This is a genomic window from Gulosibacter macacae (genome assembly GCF_003865375.1).
Taxonomy (GTDB): Bacteria; Actinomycetota; Actinomycetes; order Actinomycetales; family Microbacteriaceae; genus Gulosibacter; species Gulosibacter macacae.
Genome location: NZ_RQVS01000004.1, coordinates 146145 through 172394 on the forward strand (window position 1 = coordinate 146145; position 26250 = coordinate 172394).

The following is a 26250-nucleotide window of genomic DNA, read 5'->3' on the forward strand; positions in this document are numbered from 1 at the left end:
GATGCGCTTCGCTTACTCGACCAACCAGGAGGGGTGTCCTACTCCCACTCGATGGTCCCCGGCGGCTTCGACGTCACGTCGAGCACAACTCGGTTGACACCCTCAACCTCGTTCGTGATGCGGTTCGAAATGCGCGCGACCACGTCGTACGGCAGGCGCGTCCAGTCAGCGGTCATCGCATCCTCGCTCGACACCGGACGCAGCACAATCGGATGCCCGTACGTGCGGCCATCGCCCTGCACACCCACCGAACGCACATCAGCGAGCAGCACCACCGGGCACTGCCAAATCTGCGCGTCGAGACCGGCAGCCGTGAGCTCCTCGCGCACAATCGCATCCGCCTCACGCAGCAGGTCGAGACGGTCCTGCGTTACCTCACCAATGATGCGAATACCGAGACCCGGCCCCGGGAACGGCTGACGAGCGACGATCACCTCGGGAACGCCGAGTTCGCGACCGATCGCGCGCACCTCATCCTTGAATAGGGCGCGTAGCGGCTCCACGAGTTCGAAGGTCATGTCCTCCGGCAGCCCACCCACATTGTGGTGCGACTTAATGTTTGCCGTGCCCGAGCCACCGCCCGACTCCACAACGTCGGGGTAGAGCGTGCCCTGCACGAGGAACTTGATCTCACCCGGCACCGAGTCGTGCTTCGACTCTTCAACGAGCGAAGCTGCGGTCGACTCAAAGACCCGGATGAACTCGCGGCCGATGATCTTTCGCTTCGTTTCGGGGTCGGTGACGCCGGCGAGCTCTGAGAGGAACTGCTCGCGAGCATCCACCGTCACGAGGCGCACACCGGTCGCCTTGACGTAGTCCTCCTCGACCTGGCGGCGCTCGTCTTGGCGCAGCAGGCCGTGGTCGACGAACACGCAGGTGAGGCGCTCGCCAACGGCGCGCTGCACAAGCGCGGCGGCAACGGCCGAGTCGACACCACCCGAGAGGCCGCAGATAACCTCATCCTCACCGATCTGCTCGCGAATGCGGGCGACCTGTTCGTCGATGATGGATGCAGGGCTCCAGTCGGCCGCGAGGCCCGCGGAATTGAGGAGGAACGCTTCGATGACGCGCTGGCCGTGCTCGGAGTGGAGCACCTCGGGGTGCCACTGCACGCCGTAGAGCTTGCGCTCTTCATTGGCGAAGGCGGCCACCGGGGTGTCGGCGGTCGACGCGAGCACAGTGAAACCTTCGGGCGCGCGGGCGACCGAGTCGCCGTGGCTCATCCAGACGATCTGGTCAGCGGGCTGGCCGACGAGCAGACTTGAGGCCTGTGCCTCATCGGTGAGCTGCACCTGGGTCGAGCCGTATTCGCGGCGGCCGGTGCGTGCTACCTCGCCGCCGAGCGCGACGGCCATGGTCTGGAAGCCGTAGCAAATGCCGAACATGGGCAAGCCCAGGCTGAAGATCTCGGCGTCGAAGCTCGGTGCATCCTCGGCGTAGACGCTTGCCGGGCCGCCCGAGAGGACGATGGCCTGCGGGTTCTTCGCGCGCACCTCGTCAGCGGTGATCGTGTGCGGCACGACCTCGGAGTAAACATTGGCCTCGCGCACGCGGCGGGCAATGAGCTGGGCGTACTGGGCGCCGAAATCGACGACGAGCACCGGACGTGCGTCAGTGGATGCAGGAACAGTCACCTGCCCATTCTATGGTGACCAAGGCACTCGGCGCCGACGTGCACGAGAGCGCTATCCGCACTGCGCGGAATACCTATGCAGATTCATCAGTTAGCCCTAACGGAACAGTTAGACCACCAACGATCTGACTCCGCGAAACGCGAAAGGAACGCATCCATGCTTCTCGAAAACAAGGTCGCCCTCATCACCGGTGGCGGCTCGGGCCTCGGCCTCGCCACCGCCAAGACCTTTATCGCCGAAGGCGCCAAGGTCATGATCCTCGACTACAACCCGGCTTCGGAGGCCGTGGCCGACGAGATCGGCGCGAAGTTCTTCGCCGGCGACGTCTCAAAGGCTGAGTCGGTTGAGGCAGCCGTCAAGGCAACCGTGGAAGCGTTCGGCCGCATCGACATCGCCGTGGCTTCGGCCGGCGTCGGCGGCGAGGGCGACGTCGTCACCTCAACCGTCGACAACTGGACCAAGACCAACGGCATCGACTACGACGGCGTCTTCTACACCAACAAGTACGCCATCGCGCAGATGCTCGAGCAGGGCGAGGGCGGCTCGGTCATCAATCTCGCCTCGATGTTCGGCATGGTGGCCGTGTCGAACAATATCGCCTACTCGGCATCGAAGGGCGGCGTCGTGAACATGACCCGCGCCGCCGGCACCATGTACGCGAAGGATGGCGTGCGCGTCAACGCCGTGGCTCCGGGTGTCATCGAGACCCCGCTCATCCCCGAAGAGGCGCTCAAGCAGTACTCGGCCCTGCACCCCATGGGTCGCGTTGGCCAGCCGCAGGAAGTTGCTGACCTCATCACGTTCCTCGCGAGCGACAAGTCGAAGTTCATCACCGGCGCGATCATTCCGATCGACGGTGGCTACACGGCGGTCTAGCCAGAACGCAAAGGAGGCGCCCGAAGTACTCACTTCGGGCGCCTCCTTCGTTTCCGCTACTCCTGCGAACGCCGCTCGACTTCGGCCGCAACCTCGGCATCCAGCGCCGCGCGCTCCTGCGCCGAGAGCGACTCCTCGACCGCCGAAAGCTCCTCCGCCTCGCGACCCTGCGCATCCCAATACGCCTGGTATTCAGCGAGCTGGCGCTTCGTGCGTCGGGTCATCAGCCACTCGGTAATGAACGAGAGGAACGGCACGACGCCACCGCCGGCCATCGCGAGTAGCCACCCGAGTTCCCACTTCATCTTCTGCCACACGAGGTAGCAGGCGATGAGGTAGATGACGTAGAACCAGCCGTGCACGATGAGGATCCAGCGCGACAGGTTGATCGCCGTGACCGTGCCATCCTGCACGAGCGCGAGGAAGCCGAACGGCCCGCCCAGCTCAATCTCGAGGTGGAAGGCGTACTTGTAAACCATCTCGATCACGAGCAAGAGCAGCAGCACACCGGTGATGTAGGCGGTCCACTGGTAGAAGCGCAGATAGCGCTTGATGCGCGGGAATTCGCTCGGCGCCGGAATCGCGGTCGGGTCGATGTTCTTGGTCATTTCTTTTCCTCGGATGCGCTGGTTTCGGCAGCGACGTTCGGGCCGCGGCGGGCGGCAATCTCGCGCAGTTTCTCGCGGCGAATCTCGGCGGCGAGGCGCTCGGAGGCACCGGCATCCGCCGCCTGTGTGGCGAGGTAGTCGTCGCGCACGAGCCGCCACCAGATGTAGAACGCCATGACGATAAAGATGGCCCACTCAATGGCGTAGAAGATGTTGAGCAGGTTGAGTTGGAAGCTCTGGTCGACCGGCACGATGTTGATGATCTCGAGCCCCTCGGGCATCCCTCCTTCACTCGACGGCAGGCCACCATCGAGCACGAGGTAGGCCGAGTAGTAACTCGGTGAGGGCTCCTGCCACATATTGATGAGCTGGCCCGGGGCCATTGAGTCGATCGCCTGCGGATCGACGCGATCGCGGCTCACGACCGGGTCTTGCCCGGGCTGCAATTGGCCGCGCAATTCGTGCGCACCGGTCGTGTCGCGATGCTCGGCAGCCGCCGGCAGGTCAGGGATGCGGTCGCTGAGGTCGGCGATTGCGGCGGCGGCCGCTTCTTCGCTCGCGGCCCAGCCGATGGCGACCGGGATGCTCGGGAGCGCGGCTGCGACCGTCGCGCCCTGAGCATCCTCGGTGTTCGGTGCGGCGAGATCGCCGGTGCCCGCTTCGGCGACCACGAGGCGACCCACAACCCACCAACCGGTTTCACCGTCTTGCAGGCGACCAGACACGGTGACGAGATCGCGCGCATCCACCCAGCCGGTCGCTTCAACGGGACGCCCGGCCGAGGACTCAATCAGCCCCTCACCCGGGTGGATGAGCTCGCCCATCGGAACAGCAGTGACGTATGCCTCAGCGTCTTCCGGCGGAAGCGCGGAAGTGAACGCCGAGGTGAGCTGCCACCAGCCGAGCCAGCCAAAGCCAATGACGACGAGCAACACTCCGGCGAGCAGGGCAAGCCATTTCGGCTTGCGCATTGTGGCGAACATGCTGACGGTCAAACCCCTTACGAGGTCGACACGGCGACGTCAGCGCGCTGGAACGACTTGAGGTCGGTGTAGCCGGTGTTGGCCATGGCATAGCGCAGGGCACCGACGAGGTTCGACTCACCATTCGCCTGCTCGGCCGGGCCGTTGATGATCTGGTCGAGCGTGCCAACCTGACCCACCTCGACGCGGTTGCCGCGCGGCAAGCGGTGGTGGCGCGCTTCGGCGCCCCAGTGCCAGCCGCGGCCGGGAGCCTCAGTCGAGCGCGCGAGGGTGGCGCCAAGCATCACGGCGTCGGCACCGCAGGCGAGCGCCTTCACGATGTCGCCCGAAGTGCCGAGCCCGCCGTCAGCGATCACGTGGACGTAGCGGCCTCCCGATTCATCCATGTAGTCGCGGCGAGCGCCAGCGACATCGGCAACGGCCGTGGCCATCGGCGCCTGGACGCCGAGCACACGGCGGGTGGTCGACGAGGCGCCGCCACCAAAGCCGACGAGCACCCCCGCGGCGCCGGTGCGCATGAGGTGCAGGGCTGAGGTGTAGCTCGCCGCACCACCAACGATGACAGGGGTGTCGAGCTCGTAAATGAACTTCTTGAGGTTGAGCGGTTCCTGCTTGGTCGAGACGTGCTCGGCCGAGACCGTTGCGCCGCGAATCACGAAGACGTCGGCACCGGCTTCGAGCACATCGGCGTAGTGCTCCTGCGTGCGCTGCGGCGAGAGCGCGCCGGCGACCACGACACCGGCGTCGCGCATCTGCTGCAGGCGTGCCTTGATGAGTTCGCCCTTGATCGGCTCGCGGTAGATCTCTTGGATGCGGCTCGTCGCCTGCTTCGCGGGAAGATCAGCGATCTCGGCGAGGAGCGGCTCCGGGTCGTCGTAGCGGGTCCAGAGACCTTCGAGGTCGAGCACACCGAGGCCACCGAGCTCACCGAACTTGATTGCGGTCCCCGGGCTCATCACCGAGTCCATGGGGGCGGCGACGAACGGCACCCCGAACTCGAACGCGTCGATCTTCCACGTCGTCGAGACATCCTCGGGGTCGCGCGTGCGGCGCGACGGGATGATCGCGAGGTCGTCGAACGAATACACGCGGCGGGCGCGCTTGGCGCGGCCGATCTCAATCTCAGTCACCCCTCTAGCCTATCGGTCACTGACTGCGCACTAACCTTCTGCCCCGGCAGGTGCTGGTTGACTACCGCAATGAGCGAGTTCATCTGCGCCATCGACCAGGGCACCACCTCGTCACGCGCGATTATTTTCGACCGCACCGGCCGCATCCGAGGTACCGGCCAGAAAGAGCACGCGCAGCATTTTCCGCAACCGGGCTGGGTCGAGCACGATGCGGCCGAGATCTGGCGCAATGTGCGTGAGGTCGTGGGTATTGCCCTGGCGGATGCTGAGATCACCCGCCACGACCTCGCGGCGGTCGGCATCACGAACCAGCGCGAGACGACGGTGGTGTGGGATCGAGCGACCGGTGACCCGGTGCATCCGGCCATTGTCTGGCAGGACACGCGCACCCAGGAGGTCGTCGATCGGCTTGCCGACGGCGATGTGAACCGCTTCCGCGAGCGCTGCGGACTGCCGCTGAGCACTTATTTTTCGGCGCCGAAGCTCGTGTGGCTGCTCGAGAATGTCGAGGGGATGCGTGCGCGCGCGGAAGCCGGGGAGCTCGCCTTTGGCACGATCGACTCGTGGGTGCTTTGGAACCTCACTGGCGGCCCCGATGGCGGTGTGCACGCGACCGATGTGACGAATGCCTCGCGCACCATGCTTATGTCGCTTCAGACGTGTGAGTGGGATGCGTCACTGCTTGAGTCGTTTGGTATTCCGGCCGCGCTCTTGCCCGAAATTCGCTCGTCGAGCGAGGTGTACGGCAAGGCGGCGAGCAATTCGTTGCTGCGGCACACGCCGGTGGCCGGGATGCTCGGCGACCAGCAGGCCGCGACCTTCGGGCAGGCGGCGTTTGCGGCTGGCGAGGCAAAGAATACATACGGCACCGGGGCGTTTTTGATCGTGAACACCGGTGAAGAGGTGGTGCGGTCTGAGGAGGGTTTGCTCTCGACCGTGGCTTATCGGCTCGGCGATGCGCCGCCGGTGTACGCGCTCGAAGGTTCGGTGGCGGTGACCGGTTCGCTTGTGCAGTGGCTGCGCGACAACCTCGGGATCATTTCGACCGCGCCCGAGGTCGAAACGCTCGCACGTACGGTCGACTCCAACGGTGGCTGCTACATCGTGCCGGCATTCTCAGGCTTGTTCGCGCCGTGGTGGCGGCCAGATGCCCGTGGCGTGATTGTGGGGCTCACCGGGTTCATCCATCGCGGTCATATTGCCCGCGCGGCGCTTGAGTCGACGGCGTATCAGGTGGCCGATGTGGTGGCCGCTGCGAATAAGGATGCGGAGGTGCCGCTGCGCGAGCTCCGCGTCGATGGCGGGATGGCCGCGAATGACACGCTGATGCAGTTTCAGGCGGATCTGCTCGACGTTGAGGTGGTGCGACCCGCGGTGCTCGAGACGACGGCGCTCGGGGCGGCGTTTGCCGCGGGGCTCGCCGTTGGCTTCTGGGACGACTTGGATGCATTGCGCGCGCTCTGGCAGGAGGAGCGGAGGTTTGCACCGTCGATGGATGCGGGTGAGCGGGAGCGGCTGCGTGCCGGCTGGCTGCGGGCCGTCGAGCACTCGTTCAACCTCGCGTAGCTCGCCCACCGTCGCCAACCTGGCTGGTCGAGTAGGCCGTAGGCCGAATCGAGACCCACGCGCCCCACAACACCGCCTACATTCATAGGAAGCACCAAAGGCAAGGAGGCCCCCATGAAACTCGCACGCGCACTCATCGCTCCCGCCGCGCTGTTGCTCGCACTCACCGGTTGCGCTGGTGGCACCGCAACCACTGAACCCACTGAGTCTGTCGCAGCCCCCGCATCCGAGGCGCCGATCGAGACGACTGCCGAAACCACCGCCGAACCCAAGGATGCTGCCGGCGCACTCAGCGACGAGGAAGCGCTGCAGGTCGGCATGGATACGTACACCGACATGTACGACGCCATGTTCGTGGTCGCCGAAAACGGTCACGACAACGACGGCAAGCTGGCAGCGCTCATTACCGGCGAGCAACTCGAGAAGTTGCCTGAGCTCATTGCCTCATTTGAGAACGTCGACGTCAAGGTCGAAGGCAGCGCCGATATGCGCAATCCGCAATTGATCTCGAACACGCATGACGGCACTGCCTCAACCATCGACTTCGCGGTCTGTGTCGATGCGACCGGCATGACGCTCAGCGGCAGTGACGGCGCCTCCGAACCGGGTCCGCTCACGACTTCGCACGTCACCGTGACCGACGCGGATGGTGCCTTCAAGGTGTCCAACGTGCAGACCTACACCGATCAGGATCTCTGCGCGTAGCCCGCCCCTGATGAATAGCGGCACCGCCGCCCCCCCCTTGGTGGATTGAGTAGCGGCGCAGCCGCGTATCGAAATCCCCCCATGTCGGAGGCTTGCGGCACACTGTGCCTACCGAACGATATTGACGAGCGCTCCGAACGGATTACGAGATGAAAACACGCGGCTTCGCAGTTGTCGACCTGGAAACGACCGGTCTCCACCCCGCCCAGAATCACCGCATCATCGAGGTCGGCGTCGTGCACGTCGACCTTGATGGCCAGGTGACGAACCGGTGGGAGACGGTCGTGCATCCAGATCGCGACCTCGGACCGACCCACATTCACGGGCTCACCGGGGCCGATATGCGAAACGCGCCGAAGTTCGCTGAAATCTCCGACGAACTGCGCGACTTGCTCGACCAGCGCGTCATCGTTGCGCATAACGCCACATTCGAAAGCCGCTTCCTCACCGCCGAGTGGATGCGTGCGGGTGCGCTCGATGTCGAGGAGTTCCCGGGTGCGTGGCTCGACACAATGCGCTTGGCATCCCGCTTCTTGCACGGAGCCAGCCGCAAGCTCGCCGATTGCTGCGCCGCCTACGACATCGACGTCGTCAATGCCCACACCGCGCTCGGCGACGCTGAGGCCACCGCGCTCCTTCTCGCCGCCTACCTCGATGCCTCTCGAGGACAGCGGTTCTGGAACCGCGTGCTCGACGCACCATTCGCCGCGCACTCACTGCGCCCACTTGGGCGACGCGGCCTGGCCATTGCGCGAAGCTCCAACGCCATTATGGAAACTGCTCCCCTTGCGCGCGTCGTCGCGCAACTCCCCGCAGACGAGGCCGAAACCGACGGAGAAGCTGACTACCTCGCGCTACTCGACCGCAGCCTCGAAGATGCCCTGCTCACCCTCGCTGAAGCTGGCGAACTCGAGCGTCTCGCCGCAGCCCACGGCATCACAGCTGAACGTTGCCGTCAGCTGCATTCGCACTACTTTGAGCAGGTCGCCGATGCGGCCTGGGCCGATGGCGTGCTCACGAACGAAGAAGTTGCCCAGCTCGATGCGCTGGGCCACATCCTGTCGCTTAATGAGGCCCAGATCGCCGCCGCCAAGCTGACCCGAGCCGCGACGAAGACTGCAGCGACCGAAGCTCCGGTAGCACTGCATCCTGGCCACATCATCGTGCTCACCGGCAGCATGCGCCGGCCCCGTGAAGACTGGCAACAGGCGCTCGAAGCGGCCGGGTTCCTCGCGCCAAGCGGGCTCACCAAAAAGACCGACGTGTTGGTCGCTGCCGACCCCGACTCGCTCTCGGGTAAAGCGAAAAAGGCCCGGCAGTACGGCATCCCTATCGTCTCGGAAGACTGGCTCGAGGAGCAGCTCGGGGCCATCGCGCTCGTCTAGTTTGAGCGGCGTCTTGGGCTCGATTCAGTGCACGACTGCATGAGTTATGCACAGGTGTTCGACTGTGGATGCATTTGAGGGCCAGTCGGCGAGCGCACCTATGGTGCTCGCGTCAATGAGTCATCCAGCTCAATTGCACTCTGAAGGGACACGACCTTGCGCAAAACCCTGCTCGCCGCAACAGCATTGCTCACCATCCTGATCCTCAGTGGTTGCTCATTTGTCGCCGGTGCCGCTCGGGCCGGTACGCTTTCGAATGCCGAAGCGGCCACGCTCACGCACGAGGTACTCGAGGCCTATCGCGACTACGAAGCGGCCGTTGCGACCATGTTCGCCACCGACATCGAAGACCTCGAGGCATTCGAGGCCGCAGTTCGCGAAGTCGGTGCTCGATCGGGCACGGCAGTCACTTCGGTCGGGATGCAACTCATTGAAGTTGCGGGGAGCGGCGAGTGGAGCACGTCCGGATTCACGCGCTTCACGAACCCGTCGATTTGGTCGGTCCGCGATGAAGCCGATGGCTCACAAGTAGTGAGTGTTCATACCTGCTTTGACACGAGTGAGGTGAATTGGGTGGACGCGGTGTCGGGCGAAACGATGACACTCGTGACCGAAGAACCGGCCACATTCATCTTGACGGTGCGCCTTGTCGACGACGGCTACGACCAGCTCTACTCCATCGAGTCGCGCAGCCACAGCATTTGTGAATCGGACAGTGAGTGACGCTGAACGCACTGGTGTCGGAGGCCTCCGAAAGGATGCGCGGGCGCCAGCGACCCTAATCAACCAGCTGCCAAGTCGTCTCGGGGGTTGATTCGAGGCTTCCGGAAGATTCCTTAGTCTGAGCCCACGCATCCCGAGGAGACCACTGTGAAGACTGCCCGCGCCCTGCTCATCCCTGCCGTTGCGCTCTTTGCGCTCGCCGGATGCGCTGCCGATGCTAACCAGCAAGGCACGACCACCACCACGAACGAGCAGACAAGCGAAGTAGCGGCAACGCCGACCACAATGACCGACGACGAAGCGCTCACCTTGGCCGTCGACACCTACGAACAGATGCTCACCGCACTGGTCACTGCGTCGCTCAACAAGAGCGATCTCGATGGTTCCCTTGAAGCGCAGGTCACCGGCGAACTCAGCGAGCGATTTGCGTTTCTCTTCGACGGCACCCCGGGGCCACCAATAACCGTCACCGGCAATATGAACGTGACTAACGCAACGCTGTTTTCACACGTCGTCGAGGGCACGACCGTCACCATCGAAGCGGGTGGATGCGCCGATAACTTCGGTATTTCGATCACCGCCGCCGATGGTGGCGGCATGCTCGAACCAGATCGACAATCAGCGAAGTTCACCGTGACCAACGCCGGCGGCACGTTCAAAGTGTCGAAATCTGATCCGAGTAGCGAGCCCAATTTCTGCGCATAGATCGTGTGCTCCGCTCATCCCGATTGCGTTCTAGTGGCGCTCGCTCGACCAAAGCAGCCTGCGGCCATCACTTCGAGAGCCTCGGTGCATCTCGCGACCTACTACAGACGAGCCACTGCCCCGTCCGATACACTGGCAAAGAAATCTTGACGTCGAGATATCTCGACACCGAGCGTTCTTCTCGCACCGTCCGCCCAGACTAGGGAGTGCCGCCCATGGCGAAGATCATCTACACGCACACTGACGAGGCTCCGCTCCTCGCAACCTACTCTTTCCTGCCGATCGTGCAGGCCTACGCCGCGAAGGCTGGCGTCGAGGTCGAAACCCGCGATATCTCGCTCGCAGGCCGCATCCTCGCCACCTTCCCCGAGAACCTCACCGAAGCGCAGCGCATCGGAGACGCGCTTGCCGAACTCGGCGAACTCGCCAAGACCCCCGAGGCCAACATCATCAAGCTGCCGAACATTTCGGCATCGGTGCCGCAGCTTGAGGGCGCCATCGCCGAACTCCAGGCGCAGGGCTTCGACGTGCCCGACTACGACGCCTCGCCCGAGGTCACCGCGCGCTACGACAAGATCAAGGGTTCGGCCGTCAACCCGGTGCTCCGCGAAGGTAACTCCGACCGCCGCGCTCCCTCGGCCGTGAAGAACTACGCCCGCAAGCACCCACACTCGATGGGTGCCTGGTCGGCCGACTCGAAGACCACCGTCGCCACCATGAGCGACAACGACTTCCGTCACAACGAGCAGTCGGTCGTGCTCCCCGCCGACGACAGCCTCACCATCCAGCTCGTCACCGAGAACGGCACCACCGCTCTCAAGGAAGGCCTGAAGGTGCTTGAGGGCGAGGTCGTCGACTCGACCGTCATGCGCGTCGCCGAACTCGACAAGTTCCTCGCCGAGCAGATCGCTCGCGCGAAGGATGAGTGCGTGCTCTTCTCGACGCACCTCAAGGCGACCATGATGAAGGTCTCCGACCCCATCCTGTTCGGCCACGTCGTGCGCGCCTTCTTCCCCGCACTGTTCGAGCAGTACGGCGAGGTGCTCGCCGCTGCCGGTCTCTCACCGAACAACGGCCTCGCCGGCATCATCAACGGCGTGCAGGACCTCCCCGAGCGCGACGGCATCCTCGCCGCGATCGAGCAGGGCTACGCTGACGGACCGCGCCTCGCGATGGTGAACAGCGACAAGGGCATCACGAACCTCCACGTGCCTTCCGACGTCATCGTCGACGCCTCGATGCCCGCAATGATCCGCATCGGCGGCAAGATGTGGGGCCCGCAGGGCGAAGAGTCAGACACCATCGCGGTGCTCCCCGACTCGTCGTACGCCGGCATCTACCAGGTCGTCATCGACGACTGCAAGGCCAACGGCGCCTACGACCCGACCACCATGGGCTCGGTACCGAACGTCGGCCTCATGGCACAGAAGGCTGAAGAATACGGCTCGCACGACAAGACCTTCCAGATCGCCGAAGCTGGCCGCGTTGAGGTGGTCAACGCTGCGGGCGAGGTGCTCATGTCGCACGATGTCGCCGCCGGTGACATCTGGCGCGCCTGCCAGACGAAGGATGCGCCCATCCGCGACTGGGTGAAGCTCGCCGTCACGCGCGCTCGCGCCTCGAACACCCCCGCAGTGTTCTGGCTCGATGAGACCCGCGCGCACGACCGCAACCTCATCGCCAAGGTGAACGAGTACCTGAACGACCACGACACCGAGGGCCTCGACATCCGCATCCTTTCGCCCGAGGACGCCACGCAGCTCTCGGTCGACCGCATCCGCCGCGGCGAAGACACCATCTCGGTGACCGGCAACGTGCTGCGCGACTACCTCACCGACCTCTTCCCGATTCTCGAGGTCGGCACCTCGGCCAAAATGCTCTCGGTCGTGCCGCTCATGAACGGCGGCGGTCTGTTCGAGACCGGTGCCGGTGGTTCGGCCCCGAAGCACGTGCAGCAGCTCGTCGAAGAGAACCACCTGCGTTGGGACTCGCTCGGTGAGTTCCTCGCCCTCGCCGAGTCGTTCCGCCACGAGGCTGAGCGCGGCGCCCCGAGCGCGGCAGTGCTCGCCGACGCCCTCGACAAGGCGACCGAGAAGCTCCTCGATGAGGACCTCTCGCCCTCGCGTCGCGTGGGTGAGATCGACAACCGTGGCTCGCACCTCGCAATCGCACGCTTCTGGGCTGAAGAGCTCGCTGCGCAGACCGAGGATGCTGCCCTCGCCGAGGCCTTCAAGCCGGTGGCGGAGGCATTCGCCGAGTCGGGCGACGCGATCGCTGCCGAGCTGATCGAGCTGCAGGGCTCGCCCGTCGAGCTCGGCGGCTACTACCGCCCGGATGCAGACAAGGCGTCGGCTGTGATGCGCCCGTCGGCTGCGTTCAACGAGATTCTCGCGAAACTCGCGTAGGTAGTCGGTTCGACAACTCGCACAACTACGAGCGAAAACACCAAGTGGGAGCCCCTAGGGGCTCCCACTTGTGCGTTTGGCTCGCAGTTGTCGCCGAACACTACCCCTGCGGCGGCTGCGAGAGGCCCACCGTGTTGCCATCCGGGTCAGTGACCGTCGCCACCTGGAGTCCACCGCCAACTTCGTTGGGACCCGTGCCGAGCGCGCCACCGGCAGCGACGAGCGCGCGCTGCGAGGCTTCAATGTCGTCGGTCTTCCAATAGATTGCCGGGCCACCCGGTCCCGGGTTGCCCTTGGCGAGGCCGATCTGCATCTCGCCGACCATGAAGCCCACATAGTGCTCACTGTCAACGAAGGGATCGACTTCGGTGAGCACGCGATAGAAATCGCGTGCCCTTGCGAGATCGGTCACTGGCACGATGATTTCGCTGAAGCTAGCCATGAGCATCCTTTCCATCGATTCGCTCAAGTGCTGAGGCAAAAATCGTGGCACCGCGCGACGATAGTTTGTTGTGCGTCGTCTGTGCTGTACGAATCTGTGCCTCACAGCGCGTTATCTCCTTCCACAGAGGAGATAGCGCCGCCACAGGCACAGATTCATACATTGATCGGCACCCCTGTGGAAACTGGTTGATCCACAGGGGCAAGCTTCTCGACACAACTGGGACAGGCAGCAATGTAAGTCTGCGCGCATGTTGCCACTCGAACTCCTTCGCCAGCAGGGCGGAGTTGCCAACACTGCCGAGCTACTCGCCGCGGGAATGACACAGCGAGGGTTAAGCGAAGCCGTGAAGAACGGTCAATTGGAGCGCTTGCGCCAAGGTCTTTATAAGAGTCCTGGCAACCCAACCGATATTGGGGTGGCACGCGCACTTGGTGGAGCGCTGAGTTGCATTTCAGCGCTTGAGATTCACGGAATGTGGGTACCGCACGGCGCACATCCACGGCATATCCGTGTCAATCGTCGGACAGCGTCCACTTGGCCGACCGACCCCATTCGGCGTCGGCTTGCACCACTCGACATCCCCCACCTCCTGCCTTCCCCGTGGCGAAATCGAGTTACCGATCCAGTGGATACTCCACTGCGCGCGCTCCTCACGGCGGGACTCTGCCAGCCCCGCGATGAATTGGTGGCCGCGCTTGACTCCGCATTGCGGCTCGGTATGGAACGTTCCGAGCTCGAACAGCTCAGGCCATTCGCGAGTGCCACCCTCGTCAAAGCCCTTGACCTGGTTGATTCCGAATCGGATTCCGGCATCGAGTCATTGATTCGCATGCGGTTACGAAAGCTTCGAGTGAGAGTGCGATCGCAAGTGAATCTATTGGGCTGGCAATGCGATCTAGTCGTTGGCGAATGGCTCGTCATCGAGCTTGACGGATTGGACTTCCACCGCACGCGCGAAAGCATCGACAAGGATCACTGGAAGGATCGTCAACTCACCATCGCGGGTTACACGGTGCTGCGCTTCACCTACACCGACGTGATGCATCGATGGGAGTACTGCGAGAGACAGATCGTCGCCGCAATTCGAGCCGACTGGCACATCCGGCCGCGTTCGGGTGCGGCATAGCGAAGGCATGTACGAATCTGTGCCTCACAGAGAGCTACCTCCTCTCACAGGGGAGATAGCGCCGCCACAGGCACAGATTCGCACATTCATGCACTTCTGAACCTGCAGCAAGCACTGGAAAGGGCCCCAGCGCGATGCTGGGGCCCTTTCGCAAGCAAGAAGCCGATTAGCGCTTGTAATTCGGCGCCTCGACAACCATCTGCACATCGTGCGGGTGCGATTCCTTCAGGCCAGCCGGCGTGATGCGCACAAAGCGGCCGCGCGATTGCAGCTCGGGCACGGTGCGCGCGCCGACGTAGAACATCGACTGGTGCAGGCCACCCGTGAGCTGGAACACGTTCTGACGCACGGTACCGCGGTACTGCACCTTGCCCTCAATGCCCTCAGCAATCAGGTCATCGTCGGCCGGCACATCCGCCTGGAAGTAACGGTCGCGCGAGTACGAGGTCTTCTTGCCGCGAGTCTGCAACGCGCCAAGCGAACCCATGCCGCGGTACGACTTGAACTGCTTGCCGTTCACGAAGATCAGATCGCCAGGCGCCTCATCAGTGCCCGCGAGCAGCGAGCCGAGCATCACTGAGTTCGCGCCAGCGACGAGCGCCTTCGCGATGTCACCCGAGAACTGCAGGCCACCATCCGCGATGATCGGCACACCGGTGCCGCGCGCGGCCTTCGCCGCCTCGTAGATCGCGGTGATCTGGGGCACACCAACTCCGGCCACCACGCGCGTGGTGCAGATCGAGCCGGGGCCAACGCCCACCTTCACTGCATCGGCACCAGCATCGATGAGCGCCTTGGCGCCACCGAAGGTTGCGATGTTGCCACCAATGACATCGATGCCAGCGAACGCGGGGTCACCCTTCAACCGCTTGATCATCTCGATCTCGCCGCGCGACTGGCCGTTGGCCGTGTCCACGACAAGCACGTCAACTCCCGATTCGAGCAGCGCGCCGGCGCGGTCAAACGCGTCGCCGAAGAAGCCGATGGCGGCACCGACGCGCAGGCGACCCTGGTCGTCCTTCGACGCATCCGGGTACTTATCGCGCTTGTCAAAGTCCTTCACCGTCATGAGGCCCTTGAGCACGCCTGCCTCGTCGACGAGAGGGAGCTTTTCGATGCGGTGCTGACCGAGCAGGCGGAAGGCCTCATCCCCCGAAATACCCACGGGCGCGGTGATGAGCGGCATCGAGGTCATGACCTCGTGCACCTTGGTGGTGTGCATTTCGCTCTCGGGTACGAAGCGCATATCGCGGTTCGAGATGATGCCGACGAGCTTGCCTGAGTCTTCTTCCACGACGGGCAGACCCGAGATGCGGTACTCGCCGCAGATCGCGTCAACCTCGGCCACCGACATTTCGGGGGTCGCGGTGACGGGGTTCGTGATCATGCCCGATTCTGAGCGCTTCACGCGGTCGACCATTTCGGCCTGATCTTCGATCGACATATTGCGGTGCAGGATGCCGAGGCCGCCCTGACGCGCCATGGCGATCGCCATGCGCGACTCGGTCACGGTGTCCATTGCGGCCGAGATGAGCGGCACCTTCACCGAGATGTTGCGGGTCAGCTGCGTGGTCGTGTCGACCTCGCTGGGGATGACGTCGGTCTCTTCCGGCAGAAGGAGGACGTCGTCATACGTGAGTCCGGTGAAAGCGAAGGGGTCGTGCTCGGTCATTGCGGACGTGTCTCCAGTTCGACGAGTTTGGGCGACTGCATAAGTCAGGATGCATCCTCGCCTGGTCACGTGCGCGGCACTTCGTCCGCGACCGCATTCACCGGCGAAGGACGGGGTGGTTCCCCATCTTAGGCGGTTCGGCGCGCAACGAAAGTCGCTTGCCGCGAACAGGATGCGGGAATAAATCCATGCGCGTGCATTTACTTTTCGAGGGGCCTGCGACGGCTGTGACGCACGAGGTCAATGGTGAAGAGGATGAGCGCGAGCCACACGAGCGCGAACCCGGCCCAGCGCTCGAGCGGCATCGCCTCGCGGAACAGCAGTAGCCCGACGACGAAGTGCATGGTCGGGGTGATGTACTGCAAAATGCCGATCTCTGCGAGCTGCAATTTCTTTGAGGATGCAGCAAAGAGGAGGAGCGGCAGACTCGTGATCACCCCCGCAAACAGCAGCACGGTCGTGTGCCAGCCCGAGATCTGCCCCATCGTGAGCCCAGGCCCGGCGATCGCGAGCACAAAGAAGAGCACCGCAACCGGTGCCATGGTGATGGTTTCGACGGTGAACCCGACGACCGCATCCACGCGCACCTGCTTTTTCACGAGGCCGTAGATACCGAAGGTGACGGCGAGCGCGAGTGCGAGCCACGGCACCTCGCCGTAGCCGAGGATCATCACGAGCACGGCCGCGAGCGCGAGACCAACCGCCACCCACTGCAGCGGCCGCAGCCGCTCACGCAGGAACATCATGCCGAGCAGGATCGAGATGAGCGGATTGAGGTAGTAGCCGAGCGCCGCTTCGATCGGGCGGCCGAGTTCAACGGCCCAGACATAAAGGGTCCAGTTCACCATGACAAAGAAGCCCGCCACTGCGAGCACCCCAACGAGCCGCGGTTGCCGCCACACAGCGATGAACTTCGACCACTGCCGCATCACCACGATGAGCACGACACTGAACACCACCGAGAGCACGACGCGCCAACCAATGACTTCGAGCGTTCCCGAAGGACGCACGAGCCAGAAATACACGGGGAAGAAACCCCAGATGAGGTAGGCAAGAAGCGCTTGCGCAATCCCCACAGAATGCGGGTCGCGAGTGGTGGTCATTCCCGCATCCTAGGCCCGCCAGCGAACCTACGAACGACAGTGGGGCCCGACCATTGCTGGTCGGGCCCCACTAAAGAGTCGCGCTAGAAACTAGACGAGCTTGGCGAGCACGTCGCGCGCCGAGAGGATGAGGTACTCCGCGCCGCCGTACTTGACCTCGGTGCCGCCGTACTTCGAGTAGATGACCTTGTCACCGACTGCGACATCCATGGGGATGCGCTCGCCCTCGTCGTCGAAACGGCCGGGGCCCACAGCCACAACCTCGCCCTCCTGGGGCTTTTCCTTCGCGGTGTCCGGGATGACCAGACCCGAAGCAGTGGTCTGCTCGGCCTGGACCTGCTGGATGACGATGCGATCTTCGAGCGGCTGAATGTTCACCGACACGGTTGACCTCTTTCTTGGCATGAACGCTGGTGTGAAAAAGTTAGCACTCCCACCCTGTGGGTGCTAACTCGAGTGTAGGGCGGCCGGGCCGTGCGTGCCACCTGAGCCACCGCGACGCTGTACGCCGATAGCGTAGGGGGATGGAACGCGAGGATCTGCAGGCGCTACTCACCCCCGAAGCCATGCGGCTGCTCGACGAGTTTGCCGAGCTCGATACGACAAAGGATGCGCTCTCGGCGGTCACGGCGCTGCGTCGCGCGGGTGCCGACGCGCGCACGTCTGCAGCCGTGCTCACCCAACTCAAACTGCGTCGCCGCGCGCGGGCCAAGCTCGGCGACTTTGCGAACCGGATGCTGTTCACCGAAGACGGGCTCGCCCAGGCCTCGCGCCTGCAGGTCGCCGCGCATCACGCCCAGCGTTTTCGCGCGGCCGAGGTGCGTCGCCTCGTTGATCTGGGATGCGGAATCGGCGCGGACGCCCTCGCCTTCGCCGCGATGGGCTTTGAACTCGTCGCGGTCGACATTGACGAGGTGACCGCGGCGATTGCGACCCACAATCTCGCGCCGTTCCCGAACGCACTCGTGCATCAGGCGCGGGCCGAAGACGTTGATCTCGCGGAGTTTGACGGGGTGTTTCTTGATCCGGCGCGGCGCGCGCAGCGGCGTGGGGCGACTGAGCGCGGTGAGTCTCGGCGGCTGGCTGATCCGAATGATTGGCAACCGTCGCTCGGGTTCGCGTTCGGGGCAGCCGAGAACGGCCGGGCGGTCGGCGTGAAGCTCGGGCCAGCGATCGAGCACGAGTTACTACCGCCCGAGGGCGAGGCGCAGTGGGTGTCGGTGGGCGGCGAGCTCGTCGAGTGTTCGGTTTGGCTCGGCGGCGCGGCACGGGCAGGCGTGCGCCGCTCGGCGCTCGTCTTGCGCGATGGCGGCGCGCACGAGTTGGCAGCGGCAGAGTCGGCTACCGAGGCGCGCGATGCCGAAGTTGGTGAGCTTGGTGCGTGGCTGCACGAACCGGATGCGGCGCTCATTCGCGGGCGCTTCGTCGGTGACCTCGCCCGGCGGCTCGACGGCCGGTTGGTGTCGCCCAGCATCGCCTGGATCACAACTGACGAGGCGGTGACGACACCGTTCGCGCAATCGTTCCGGGTGGTCGAGCGTTTCGCACTGGATGCATCGACGCTGAAGAAGGAACTGCGCCGTCGCGAGATTGGCACGCTTGAAATCAAGAAGCGCGGGGTCGACATTGATCCGGCCGAGTTTCGCAAGCGGCTGTCGCTGCGCGGGGATGCGTCGGCGACGCTCATCTGCACGCGCGTGGGTGAGCGTCGGGTGGCGCTCCTCGCGGAGCGGGCGTAGGCGCTGGCCTCACCACGCCTCCGCTACGCTGCGTCGCTCGACCACCCAGGCCACCGCAAGCATGGTGCCCACCGGCACGTCGAGCCGGTCGGCGAGATCAACAACACACCCCGCCAGCGCCTCCCCGCTTTCCGCTTCCCACCGCAACTCGCCCGCCAACTCCGAAGGCAATGGCAGCCGACTCGGCCGGTGACCGGCCTGCCCGAGTGCCTTGAGCGTCGCCTCAGCGAGCGCCCAGTGGCCTATGCCCGGCGACGACACCCCGCTCGCCGCCGCGAGCACCCGCAACGCGGCGGCACGATGTCTCGGCAGTTGCACATCAATTCCCACCGGATGCGCCGAGCGCGCGAGCGCGAGTACCCCGTCACTGTGACTCGCGCTCGTCCATTCGCCACAGGTGCGACATCCCCGCCGTCCGTCGGCGTGCACCGCAAGATCCGCCGCGGTACAGCACGGGGACTGCGCCAACCAGTGACGCAGTCCCCGAGTGCCGGCATCGCTTGGCCAGTGGCCGCGGCGAGTTTCAATGTGGATGCGGGCAACGGCCGGAAGCTGCGCGACCACCACCCCTATCGGCGCACGACGTAGCTTTGGAAGCTACCGCCGATGCCATAGCCCGAGACGAGCACGTGGCGCGGCTGTTCCTTGCGCTCGAGTGACACGACCGCACCATCCACCTTGAGTTCAGCGCCGTCGGCAAGCCACTGCGCCACAAGCATCCCGAGCACGGGGCTTACCGATTGCAAATCGCCAGTGATTGCCTTTGCAGGGACGACCGGAACCGCCTCCGCCACTCCAAGTTCAGCGAGCGCCGCGCGTTCCTGTCGGTCGATCGGCTCGTGTCCGCAGGCGGCCGAGACCACTGCATCCAGGTCGTCGACGCCGATACCGGCGCGCTCGAGCGCGAGTTCAAACGAGCGGCGCCAGGCGGCAGTGTTACGGCCGATTCGGCCAGCACCCGGCCCGTCACCGGTGAGCCCCATACCGGCAATCTCAAGCTCGGGCGCCGAATCAGTGCGGGCGGCCAGCATTACCGCAACCGCGGCCTCAGCGAAGGCGACGCCACTGCCCTGGTTCGGGCGCAGCGTGTCAGTGGTGAGGTAGCCGGGGAACCCGCCATAGCCCGCGAGCAACGCCTCATTCGCTTCATCGGCAGCCACCACAATGACGCGCGAGCAACTGCCATTTCGAATGAGCTGCTGACCGAGATGGAGCGCCGAAACGCCGCTCGTGCCGCCGGCGCAGATGGTCGCCGTTGGCCCGCGCATGCCGAACGTCATGGCAATGTGCCCACCCGCCGCATTCATCACGGTGTTCGGGAAGAGCTTGCTATCGCCCTCACCATCGACGATGAGTCCGCGTTGGAACGATTCCACAGTTGAGAGCGGTCCGGTCGACGTCGCGAACACGAGCCCGGTGTCGGCCAGCTCGGTCTGCGAAATGCCCTGTTCAGCGATGACCTGGTGCACCGCCTGCACCGCAAGCAGGCTCAGCCGGTCAAAGCGACGCAGGGTGCGCGGGTTGAGCCCGCGACTAAGTCCCTTGTCATCGCTGCGACCGATCGGGTGTCGCCGTCCGGGCGCGAACTCCACCTCATCACGCACGAGTGACTCGCCGCGTTCGAACGCCGCACGCAACTCGGATGCATCACTCGCAGCACCAGCCAAGCCCGCGACGCCGACAACCTCGACACCAATTTCTGCGCGACGCGATACGGCATCGTCATTGCGTTCCTTACCGGCAGCGCCGAAGAGGAGTGAGGCGTTGTTGCCACCGAAGGCGAAGGAGTTCGAGAGCACCGTGTCGACGTTGGTGTCGCGGGCTGTTTCGGCGACGATATCGACTTCTGCGGCTGCCTTCAGGGCCGCGAGTGCCTCTTGCGCGGCCGCGTCCTCGGGCACATATGTCGGATGCAGTTTCTGGTGTTCCAGCGTCATCACCGAGACGACCGCCTCCACTGCGCCGGCAGCGCCAAGTGTGTGACCGGTCATCGACTTGGTCGAGCTCATGGGCACTCCACCGTCACCGAGGGTGCGAACGGTCTTGAGCTCACCGGTGTCATTGGCCGGGGTGCCCGTGCCGTGCCCGTTGACATAGTCGACATCGGCACGATCGATACCGGCCATGCCGAGTGCGAGATCCATGGCCTTGAGTGCGCCGCGACCGCGCGGGTCAGGTGCGGTCGGGTGGTACGCATCGGCGGTGAGCCCGTAACCGAGGAGCTCCGCGTAGACCGTGGCACTGCGGGCAATGGCGCGCTCGAGCGGTTCGAGCACCACGAAGCCGGCACCCTCACCCAGGGTGATGCCTTCACTTCGGGTGTAAGGAGCGCAGTTCATGAGCGAGAGCACGCCGAGCGATGAGAAGCCACCGAATGACAGCCAAGCGAGCGGGTCAACGCCGCCGGCGATCACGACGTCAGCGTGATTGTCCACGAGATATTCGTAGCCATTGGCCACGGCCACTGCCCCGGCGGCGCAGGCATTCGAATGCACCGTGCGGGGCCCGTGCAGGCCGAACTTGCTCGCCAGCGCGTCGGCCGTGGCATGCAGCGGATACTCCACGAGGTCAAAGCGGTTCGTTGCCGCATAGCCCTGTTGCAGCCAATCGCGGTGAAAGCGCTCCCCCGCGCGAGCGCCGCCAAGCGAAGTGCCGAGGCTGAAACCACGTCGTTCGGGCGCCGGGCCCTTGTCTCCCTCGAGACCGGCGCGCTCGAGTGCTTCGGCGAGGGCGCGCTCACCGAGACGGATCGCACGGTCGTGCCGCGGTGCATCCGATTCTTCGAGCGTGCGCACCTGGCCGGCACGATCACTCATGACGCCCTCGCGGGGCACGATGGTGTTTTCACCGATGCCGGTGCGCGCTTCGCAGAATGCATCCCAGCACGCGTCAGCGTCGGCACCCGCGGCTGTGGTGAGGCCGTAGCCGGTAATTGCGATGCGCATTAGCGGACACCAATCTGAGCGTCCCACGAGGCCGGGGCGATGGTCGGACGAGCCAGGGTGCGTGCGGGTGCGCCGTCGACATCGAGTTCGAGGCCGGGAACACCGAAGGGGTCGTCAACGAGCAAGAGCGCCAGGCCGGTGTCGCGGCCCGCGCGCTCAGTGGCGACAAGCACGCGGCCAATGACGCGCTCACCGTCGCGCACCTCGGTGCCTGCGGCGGGGCTGTCACCGTCGAATTCAGCGGCGATGGCACGACGCTCGGGAGCGGCGAGCTCGGCGATGGCGGCACTCACGAACTCGTCTTCGCGGCCGAGCGTCGCGAACCAGCCGAGTCCCGCTTCGAGCACGGTGGCGTCGGCAAGCTGCTGCGGCAACACCGGGTAGTTCGTTTCAACGCGCACGCGGTCGAGCACGGCCGGGTCAATTTCGCCGCCGCCGGCCGCTGCTGCAGCAGCGATGAGCGGCGCCACGATCGATTCGCTGCCGACCACGACATAGCCGAATTCGGCGGTCGTACCGGTGCGGGCAACGAGCACTGACTCGCCAGCGAGCTCAGCCTCAAGCACTTCGCCCAAGAGCACATCGGCAATCCCGCGGTCGGTGACGATCGGCTCCACGACCTGCCACGAAAGCGGGCCCTCGACGGCAACGCACACCTCGGCGACTTGCTCGATGGTCACGTCGAAGGCACTCGCTTCACGCTGTGCCAATGCGAACCAGGCGTCGTCGGCTTCGGTAATGAGCACGATGGCGTCGTCGCGCAGGAGCGCGAGCGCAAGTCCGAGTGGGGCACCATGCTCGTCAAGCAGCAGCGAGTCGACGCAGCTGTCGATGGGTGCGAACTCGATCGACTTCGCGAGCAGGCGCGTGGCCAAGGCCACTCGATCGGTGCCGTGGATGCGCACCGTGGCGGTGCCGCGACAGTAGACCCCCGCGGTCTGGCGAAGCGCGTCGTAGCTGGTGGAGAGTTCAAGCATGGTGTTTCCATTTCTCGGGTACTGCGTGGGTTCGGGAGTGGTGTGGTGGGAGATAAAGACAAGGTTTGGTGAACTGTCAGCTGGCCGCATCGAGCGCGGCCAGCAGCGCTTCGCTGCCACTTGGCAACGCGCCGCGGGCAGCGTTGAGTGCGGCTCGCGCTAGTTGTGCAGTGCTGTCGAGTGCGGTGCGGCAGGCGCGTACCTGTCCGTCAAGATCGTGGGCGTGGATGCGCGGGAGCGCCGCCAGGTACGCATTGTTTGCGAGGAGCGGTTGCAGTTCGTCGATCCAGCCGAAGGGATTCACGAGGTAGTCGAAATCGCTCGCGGGGAAACCCGCCCGCATCTGCGCGAGCCAAGCAGTGACAAACGCATCCTCGGTGTGCCATTCGGCTTCGCGGGTGAGCGTGACTGCGGGAGTACCGAGCAGCACCGCGCGCGCCATCGCACCCGAGGTGAGGTTGTCGGTGAGATAGAGATCGGCGGCGGCGAGCAGTTCGGTGAACTCGGCGAGCGGCAGGAAGCCGGTGGCAATCGTCTGCACATCAGCGCCTTCGGCATCGAAGCCCTCAGCGCTCACGCCGACGAGCGCGATCGGTTCGTCGAGACGACGCATGAGCTCGTGCAACCAGGTGAAGCGCAATTGCAGGTACGCATCCCGCTCGCGATTCGGCCCACCGAGCCCCGGCTTCGTCATCGCCATGCTCGCCCAATTCGACATCGCGACGACGACGAGCTTGCGGTGCGGTTCGACGCCCAAGCGCGAGCGGATGCGCTCGGGCTCAGTCACCGCCGCGTCACCCCATGGGCCGCTCTCTCCGTAGAGATCAAGACTGCGGATGCGTGCCGTTCGGCTCGTCTCGAGTGTTTCGCTGATTGGCGCGGCAACGGGTACCGGCCGCAGCAGTGGCACCCCGTCAGGCACCCGGTCAAGATCGACCTCGGGCGGAAACCAGCGACGGAGCATGGGATCTTCGCTCCCCCGGCTCACCGCGAGCTTGAGCCGAGTTGGGCCAACGCCAAACGCCAGCGAATCGAACGCCACCAGTGGCGCCGTGCGCGAAGCAAGATCGTCATAGCCGAACCCCACGCGCTCAAGCCCGAGCAGGTGGTGATCGGCAAGCAAAATGCCGCTCACCTCGGCATCACTCACCGCTTCTCGTACCGCCGCCGCTGCCGCGCGACCGCGCGGCAACACGCGAGTAGCGACGCCCGCGGCCTGCGCGTAGTCGAGGTGCTTTGCCGACACGAGCACCTCTGCGCGCCATCCCTCCGGGAGCCGCTTCGCCAGCTCGATGGCGTTGGCGAGTTCCCCAATCGACCAGGCGCTCGGGGCGAGAATGCGCAGCAGCTTGGTCATGCCTCGCCTCCACGCGCTGCGGATGCGAGGAACCGCTCGGCTTGTGCCCGCGACTCGACCACGTGCATCCGCAAGTCGAGTGGACCAGCCGCGAGCGCGGTGACGAGCACCCCGGTCGTCATCGCACGGAGGAAGAGTTCAGCGCGCGCACCAGTGGGAACCAGAACGAGCGCGCGGCCGTCGCGCAAGACAATTGCCGCAGCATCCACTGCCCCTCGCCAAGGATGTCCCGGGTCAACCCGCCAGCGGCGCCCAAGCACGCTGATGACAAATTCGCCTGCGCCCCCGGTATCGGGCACGAGGTGAATGGCCGTCTCGGCGGCTGCGGCGTCAGCTCGCACCCGCAGCCCGGATGCGCCGAGCGCCTCGAGCTGCCAGCTTCCGGGCTGCGGGCCGGTACCAATGGTCGCTTCAGTCCACCGGAGTGCCTCTCGGTCTTCGGCCCACTCCACCCCCTGATCAGCGTCATCGCGGGCCGCGAGCGGTGTGCACCACAAGCCCGTGCGACGCGTGGCGAGTGACCCAAACGGAGTTGCTGAAGGGTAGGGGCCGCGCAACACCGTGGTGTCGCCGACCCGCCAATCAATGAGCCCCGCATCCGTTGCCACGCGCAGTTGCTGCTCGCCGTAGTGAAGCTCCCGCACGGTGCCACGCTCCGCCACAGTGTCAAGCCGCGTTGGCGCGGTATCCACGACCAGCGCTGGCTCAGCCGTGCTCGACGCCCCGACCCGGCGCCGCCGTAGCGCTGCCGTCACTCGGTGGAGCCCCTCGGGGTTCGTTGTCAGCGGCGGAGTTTCGGCACCCAGCTCAATCCGCAAGTGCACCTCGGCACCAGGATGCGCCGAGTGCAGCGCCGGTGCACTGCGGCTATCGGCGCGAGCAATCCCAGTCCAGCCGAGGCGCATGCTCGTGATGCCGTCGGACCACCAGGCCGCGGTGGCGGCAAGCGGTTCGCGGGCCGCCTCGAAATCACCCCAGTCATTCGGCCAGAGGCCCGGGAGCACCGGGCCGCCCCGCCATTCACCGCCGTCATCACGCAGTGCGTGTTCGGCCACGCGCATGGTGACCCAGGGGGCAGTAAGTGCGACAACGTCGCGATTGGGCGAGGTCACTAGGTCAATCGCGTGGCCCTCATGACCGATGCGAACTTCCCGCGTGACGGCATCATCATCAGCGACCAATTGCCAACGCTGGGCTTGTGCATCCGTTACTTCGTGCACGCGAATGCGACGCCGGTGGCCCTGCCGACGCACGGCAGGTGCATCCTCGCCGAGGGCAACCGGCCAGCGCTCGCGCAGAAGCACGGTAGGTGCGCGGCCCGGTTCGTTCCGGTGCAATTCGATCGTGCCATCGTCGAAGATGACGAGCGCATGGCCGTCAGCAAGCGCAATACGTTCTCTCTCGCTGCACGGTTCGGGAGCCGACACCGTAGCCTCGGCCGGAGACGCAATTGGGGTGCCGCTCGTCTGTTCCAGCGCCAAGACGGTGCCAAGTTCGTGGTCAACAACGGCAGTGAGTTCGAGGTCGCCAGTGTCGATTGGATAATCGACGACCAGGCGGCCGTCGCGTACTACGACCCCGGCAGCCGGGTCGACATCGCGACCCGCGCGCATCATCCGCCAATTCAGCTTGACCGCCACCTCGTCGACATCGGCGCCGGGGTTGGCCCGAATCAGATCGTCAATGACACCCGGCAGATGGGAGACGAGCTCCACATACCCGTCTTCGTCAGGGCGGGCGCCCGGCCGTGCTCGAAAGCCGACCCGCAGGTAGAGCGGGAATGCCCGCACATTCGCTGGATTCGCCTCAATACGCAGGGTCCGCACACCGCCAGCACGGATGCGGTCGGCAAAGACTTCGCGAAAGAGCTTCCCGGCGAGCATCGAGTTGCGATATCGATCGTCGATGACAAAGAGCCCCGCGAACCGCTCATGCGGTGCGGCCGCTCGTCGGCCCGAGCCGATTGCAAGCGCGATGCAGCCACGCAGCTCCGTACCATCATCGCCCACAATGCACTCGGTGATGCGGCGTTCTGCGAACACTTGTCGCACCTGTTCGGCGGTCAGCGTCGTGCCAAACTCGGCCGGGCCATACGCATTGCGGTTGAGCAGGTCGGCCAATGCCCCGGCGTCGGCATCGGTGTAAGTGCGGACCTCGATGGCCAAT

General features: G+C 64.9%; 22 protein-coding genes. 9 read left to right on the top strand and 13 right to left on the bottom strand.

Features of this window, described 5'->3' with window-relative positions; translation table 11 throughout:
* Nucleotides 1-38: 38 nt before the first annotated feature.
* Nucleotides 39-1634: a glutamine-hydrolyzing GMP synthase gene (gene guaA, locus EG850_RS04480; protein WP_124970584.1), complete on the bottom strand. Its 1596-nt coding sequence runs from the start codon at nt 1632-1634 to the stop codon at nt 39-41.
* 156 nt (nt 1635-1790) lie between these two features.
* Between guaA and EG850_RS04485 the strand changes: the two genes are divergently transcribed.
* Nucleotides 1791-2510 carry an SDR family NAD(P)-dependent oxidoreductase gene (locus EG850_RS04485; protein ID WP_124970587.1) on the top strand — a complete coding sequence of 240 codons (720 nt, stop codon included), beginning with the start codon at nt 1791-1793 and terminating at the stop codon, nt 2508-2510.
* Nucleotides 2511-2566: 56 nt separating this feature from the next.
* Here EG850_RS04485 and EG850_RS04490 read toward each other — a convergent pair whose 3' ends face one another.
* The 3 genes from EG850_RS04490 to EG850_RS04500 are packed head-to-tail and all read right to left on the bottom strand — an operon-like array spanning nt 2567 to nt 5231.
* The gene (locus tag EG850_RS04490; protein ID WP_124970590.1) at nt 2567-3118 is read right to left on the bottom strand and encodes a DUF3817 domain-containing protein; all 552 of its coding nucleotides are present in this window, start codon (nt 3116-3118) and stop codon (nt 2567-2569) included.
* Complete coding sequence (locus tag EG850_RS04495) at nt 3115-4089, bottom strand: SURF1 family cytochrome oxidase biogenesis protein (RefSeq protein WP_185714941.1); 975 nt, start codon at nt 4087-4089, stop codon at nt 3115-3117. The genes EG850_RS04490 and EG850_RS04495 overlap by 4 nt, the downstream gene beginning before the upstream one ends.
* A gap of 29 nt (nt 4090-4118) precedes the next feature.
* Entirely contained in the window at nt 4119-5231 is a 1113-nt protein-coding gene (locus tag EG850_RS04500) for a GuaB3 family IMP dehydrogenase-related protein (protein ID WP_124970596.1), read from the bottom strand.
* Between the two features lie 69 nt (nt 5232-5300).
* Here EG850_RS04500 and glpK point away from each other — a divergent pair, with 69 nt between their 5' ends.
* The 6 genes from glpK to EG850_RS04530 all read left to right on the top strand — a co-directional run bounded on the left by glpK (nt 5301) and on the right by EG850_RS04530 (nt 12720).
* The gene (glpK, locus tag EG850_RS04505; RefSeq protein WP_124970599.1) at nt 5301-6797 is read left to right on the top strand and encodes a glycerol kinase GlpK; all 1497 of its coding nucleotides are present in this window, start codon (nt 5301-5303) and stop codon (nt 6795-6797) included.
* Nucleotides 6798-6911: 114 nt separating this feature from the next.
* The gene (locus tag EG850_RS04510; RefSeq protein ID WP_124970602.1) at nt 6912-7502 is read left to right on the top strand and encodes a hypothetical protein; all 591 of its coding nucleotides are present in this window, start codon (nt 6912-6914) and stop codon (nt 7500-7502) included.
* Nucleotides 7503-7651: 149 nt separating this feature from the next.
* The gene (locus EG850_RS04515; protein ID WP_124970605.1) at nt 7652-8887 is read left to right on the top strand and encodes an exonuclease domain-containing protein; all 1236 of its coding nucleotides are present in this window, start codon (nt 7652-7654) and stop codon (nt 8885-8887) included.
* Nucleotides 8888-9043: 156 nt separating this feature from the next.
* Nucleotides 9044-9610 carry a hypothetical protein gene (locus EG850_RS04520; protein WP_124970608.1) on the top strand — a complete coding sequence of 189 codons (567 nt, stop codon included), beginning with the start codon at nt 9044-9046 and terminating at the stop codon, nt 9608-9610.
* A gap of 147 nt (nt 9611-9757) precedes the next feature.
* On the top strand, nt 9758-10315 hold the full coding sequence (locus tag EG850_RS04525; protein WP_124970611.1) for a hypothetical protein: 558 nt from the start codon (nt 9758-9760) through the stop codon (nt 10313-10315).
* 215 nt (nt 10316-10530) lie between these two features.
* Nucleotides 10531-12720, top strand: a complete 2190-nt coding sequence (locus EG850_RS04530) for an NADP-dependent isocitrate dehydrogenase (RefSeq protein WP_124970614.1) — start codon at nt 10531-10533, stop codon at nt 12718-12720.
* 100 nt (nt 12721-12820) lie between these two features.
* Here the strand turns inward: EG850_RS04530 and EG850_RS04535 are convergent, their stop codons facing one another.
* Nucleotides 12821-13162 carry a VOC family protein gene (locus tag EG850_RS04535; RefSeq protein ID WP_124970617.1) on the bottom strand — a complete coding sequence of 114 codons (342 nt, stop codon included), beginning with the start codon at nt 13160-13162 and terminating at the stop codon, nt 12821-12823.
* Between the two features lie 250 nt (nt 13163-13412).
* Here EG850_RS04535 and EG850_RS04540 point away from each other — a divergent pair, with 250 nt between their 5' ends.
* Nucleotides 13413-14291: a type IV toxin-antitoxin system AbiEi family antitoxin domain-containing protein gene (locus tag EG850_RS04540; RefSeq protein ID WP_124970620.1), complete on the top strand. Its 879-nt coding sequence runs from the start codon at nt 13413-13415 to the stop codon at nt 14289-14291.
* A 166-nt stretch (nt 14292-14457) separates the two neighbouring features.
* Here EG850_RS04540 and guaB read toward each other — a convergent pair whose 3' ends face one another.
* The 3 genes from guaB to groES form a co-directional block, all read right to left on the bottom strand.
* Nucleotides 14458-15963 (bottom strand): IMP dehydrogenase, encoded by a 1506-nt coding sequence (guaB, locus tag EG850_RS04545; RefSeq protein ID WP_124970623.1) that lies wholly within the window; start codon nt 15961-15963, stop codon nt 14458-14460.
* A gap of 200 nt (nt 15964-16163) precedes the next feature.
* Nucleotides 16164-17066 carry an EamA family transporter RarD gene (gene rarD, locus EG850_RS04550; RefSeq protein WP_124970626.1) on the bottom strand — a complete coding sequence of 301 codons (903 nt, stop codon included), beginning with the start codon at nt 17064-17066 and terminating at the stop codon, nt 16164-16166.
* Nucleotides 17067-17156: 90 nt separating this feature from the next.
* Nucleotides 17157-17450 carry a co-chaperone GroES gene (gene groES, locus EG850_RS04555; protein ID WP_124970629.1) on the bottom strand — a complete coding sequence of 98 codons (294 nt, stop codon included), beginning with the start codon at nt 17448-17450 and terminating at the stop codon, nt 17157-17159.
* A 140-nt stretch (nt 17451-17590) separates the two neighbouring features.
* Here groES and EG850_RS04560 point away from each other — a divergent pair, with 140 nt between their 5' ends.
* Nucleotides 17591-18805 (top strand): class I SAM-dependent methyltransferase, encoded by a 1215-nt coding sequence (locus EG850_RS04560; protein WP_124970632.1) that lies wholly within the window; start codon nt 17591-17593, stop codon nt 18803-18805.
* 9 nt (nt 18806-18814) lie between these two features.
* On the opposite strand, the gene EG850_RS04565 is transcribed toward EG850_RS04560, so the two are convergent.
* From EG850_RS04565 to EG850_RS04585, 5 genes are all read right to left on the bottom strand, one after another.
* A complete protein-coding gene (locus EG850_RS04565; RefSeq protein ID WP_124970635.1) occupies nt 18815-19123 on the bottom strand; it encodes a hypothetical protein in 309 nt (102 codons plus the stop codon).
* Nucleotides 19124-19374: 251 nt separating this feature from the next.
* Nucleotides 19375-21750 (bottom strand): beta-ketoacyl-[acyl-carrier-protein] synthase family protein, encoded by a 2376-nt coding sequence (locus tag EG850_RS04570; RefSeq protein ID WP_124970638.1) that lies wholly within the window; start codon nt 21748-21750, stop codon nt 19375-19377.
* Nucleotides 21750-22817, bottom strand: coding sequence for an aminomethyltransferase family protein (locus tag EG850_RS04575; protein WP_124970641.1), 1068 nt, complete (start codon nt 22815-22817; stop codon nt 21750-21752). The genes EG850_RS04570 and EG850_RS04575 overlap by 1 nt, the downstream gene beginning before the upstream one ends.
* Nucleotides 22804-24084: a DUF6365 family protein gene (locus EG850_RS04580; protein WP_124970643.1), complete on the bottom strand. Its 1281-nt coding sequence runs from the start codon at nt 24082-24084 to the stop codon at nt 22804-22806. Before EG850_RS04580 ends, EG850_RS04575 begins: the two co-directional genes overlap by 14 nt.
* Nucleotides 24081-26249, bottom strand: a complete 2169-nt coding sequence (locus tag EG850_RS04585) for a GNAT family N-acetyltransferase (protein WP_124970646.1) — start codon at nt 26247-26249, stop codon at nt 24081-24083. The genes EG850_RS04580 and EG850_RS04585 overlap by 4 nt, the downstream gene beginning before the upstream one ends.
* Between the last annotated feature and the right edge of the window lies 1 nt (nt 26250).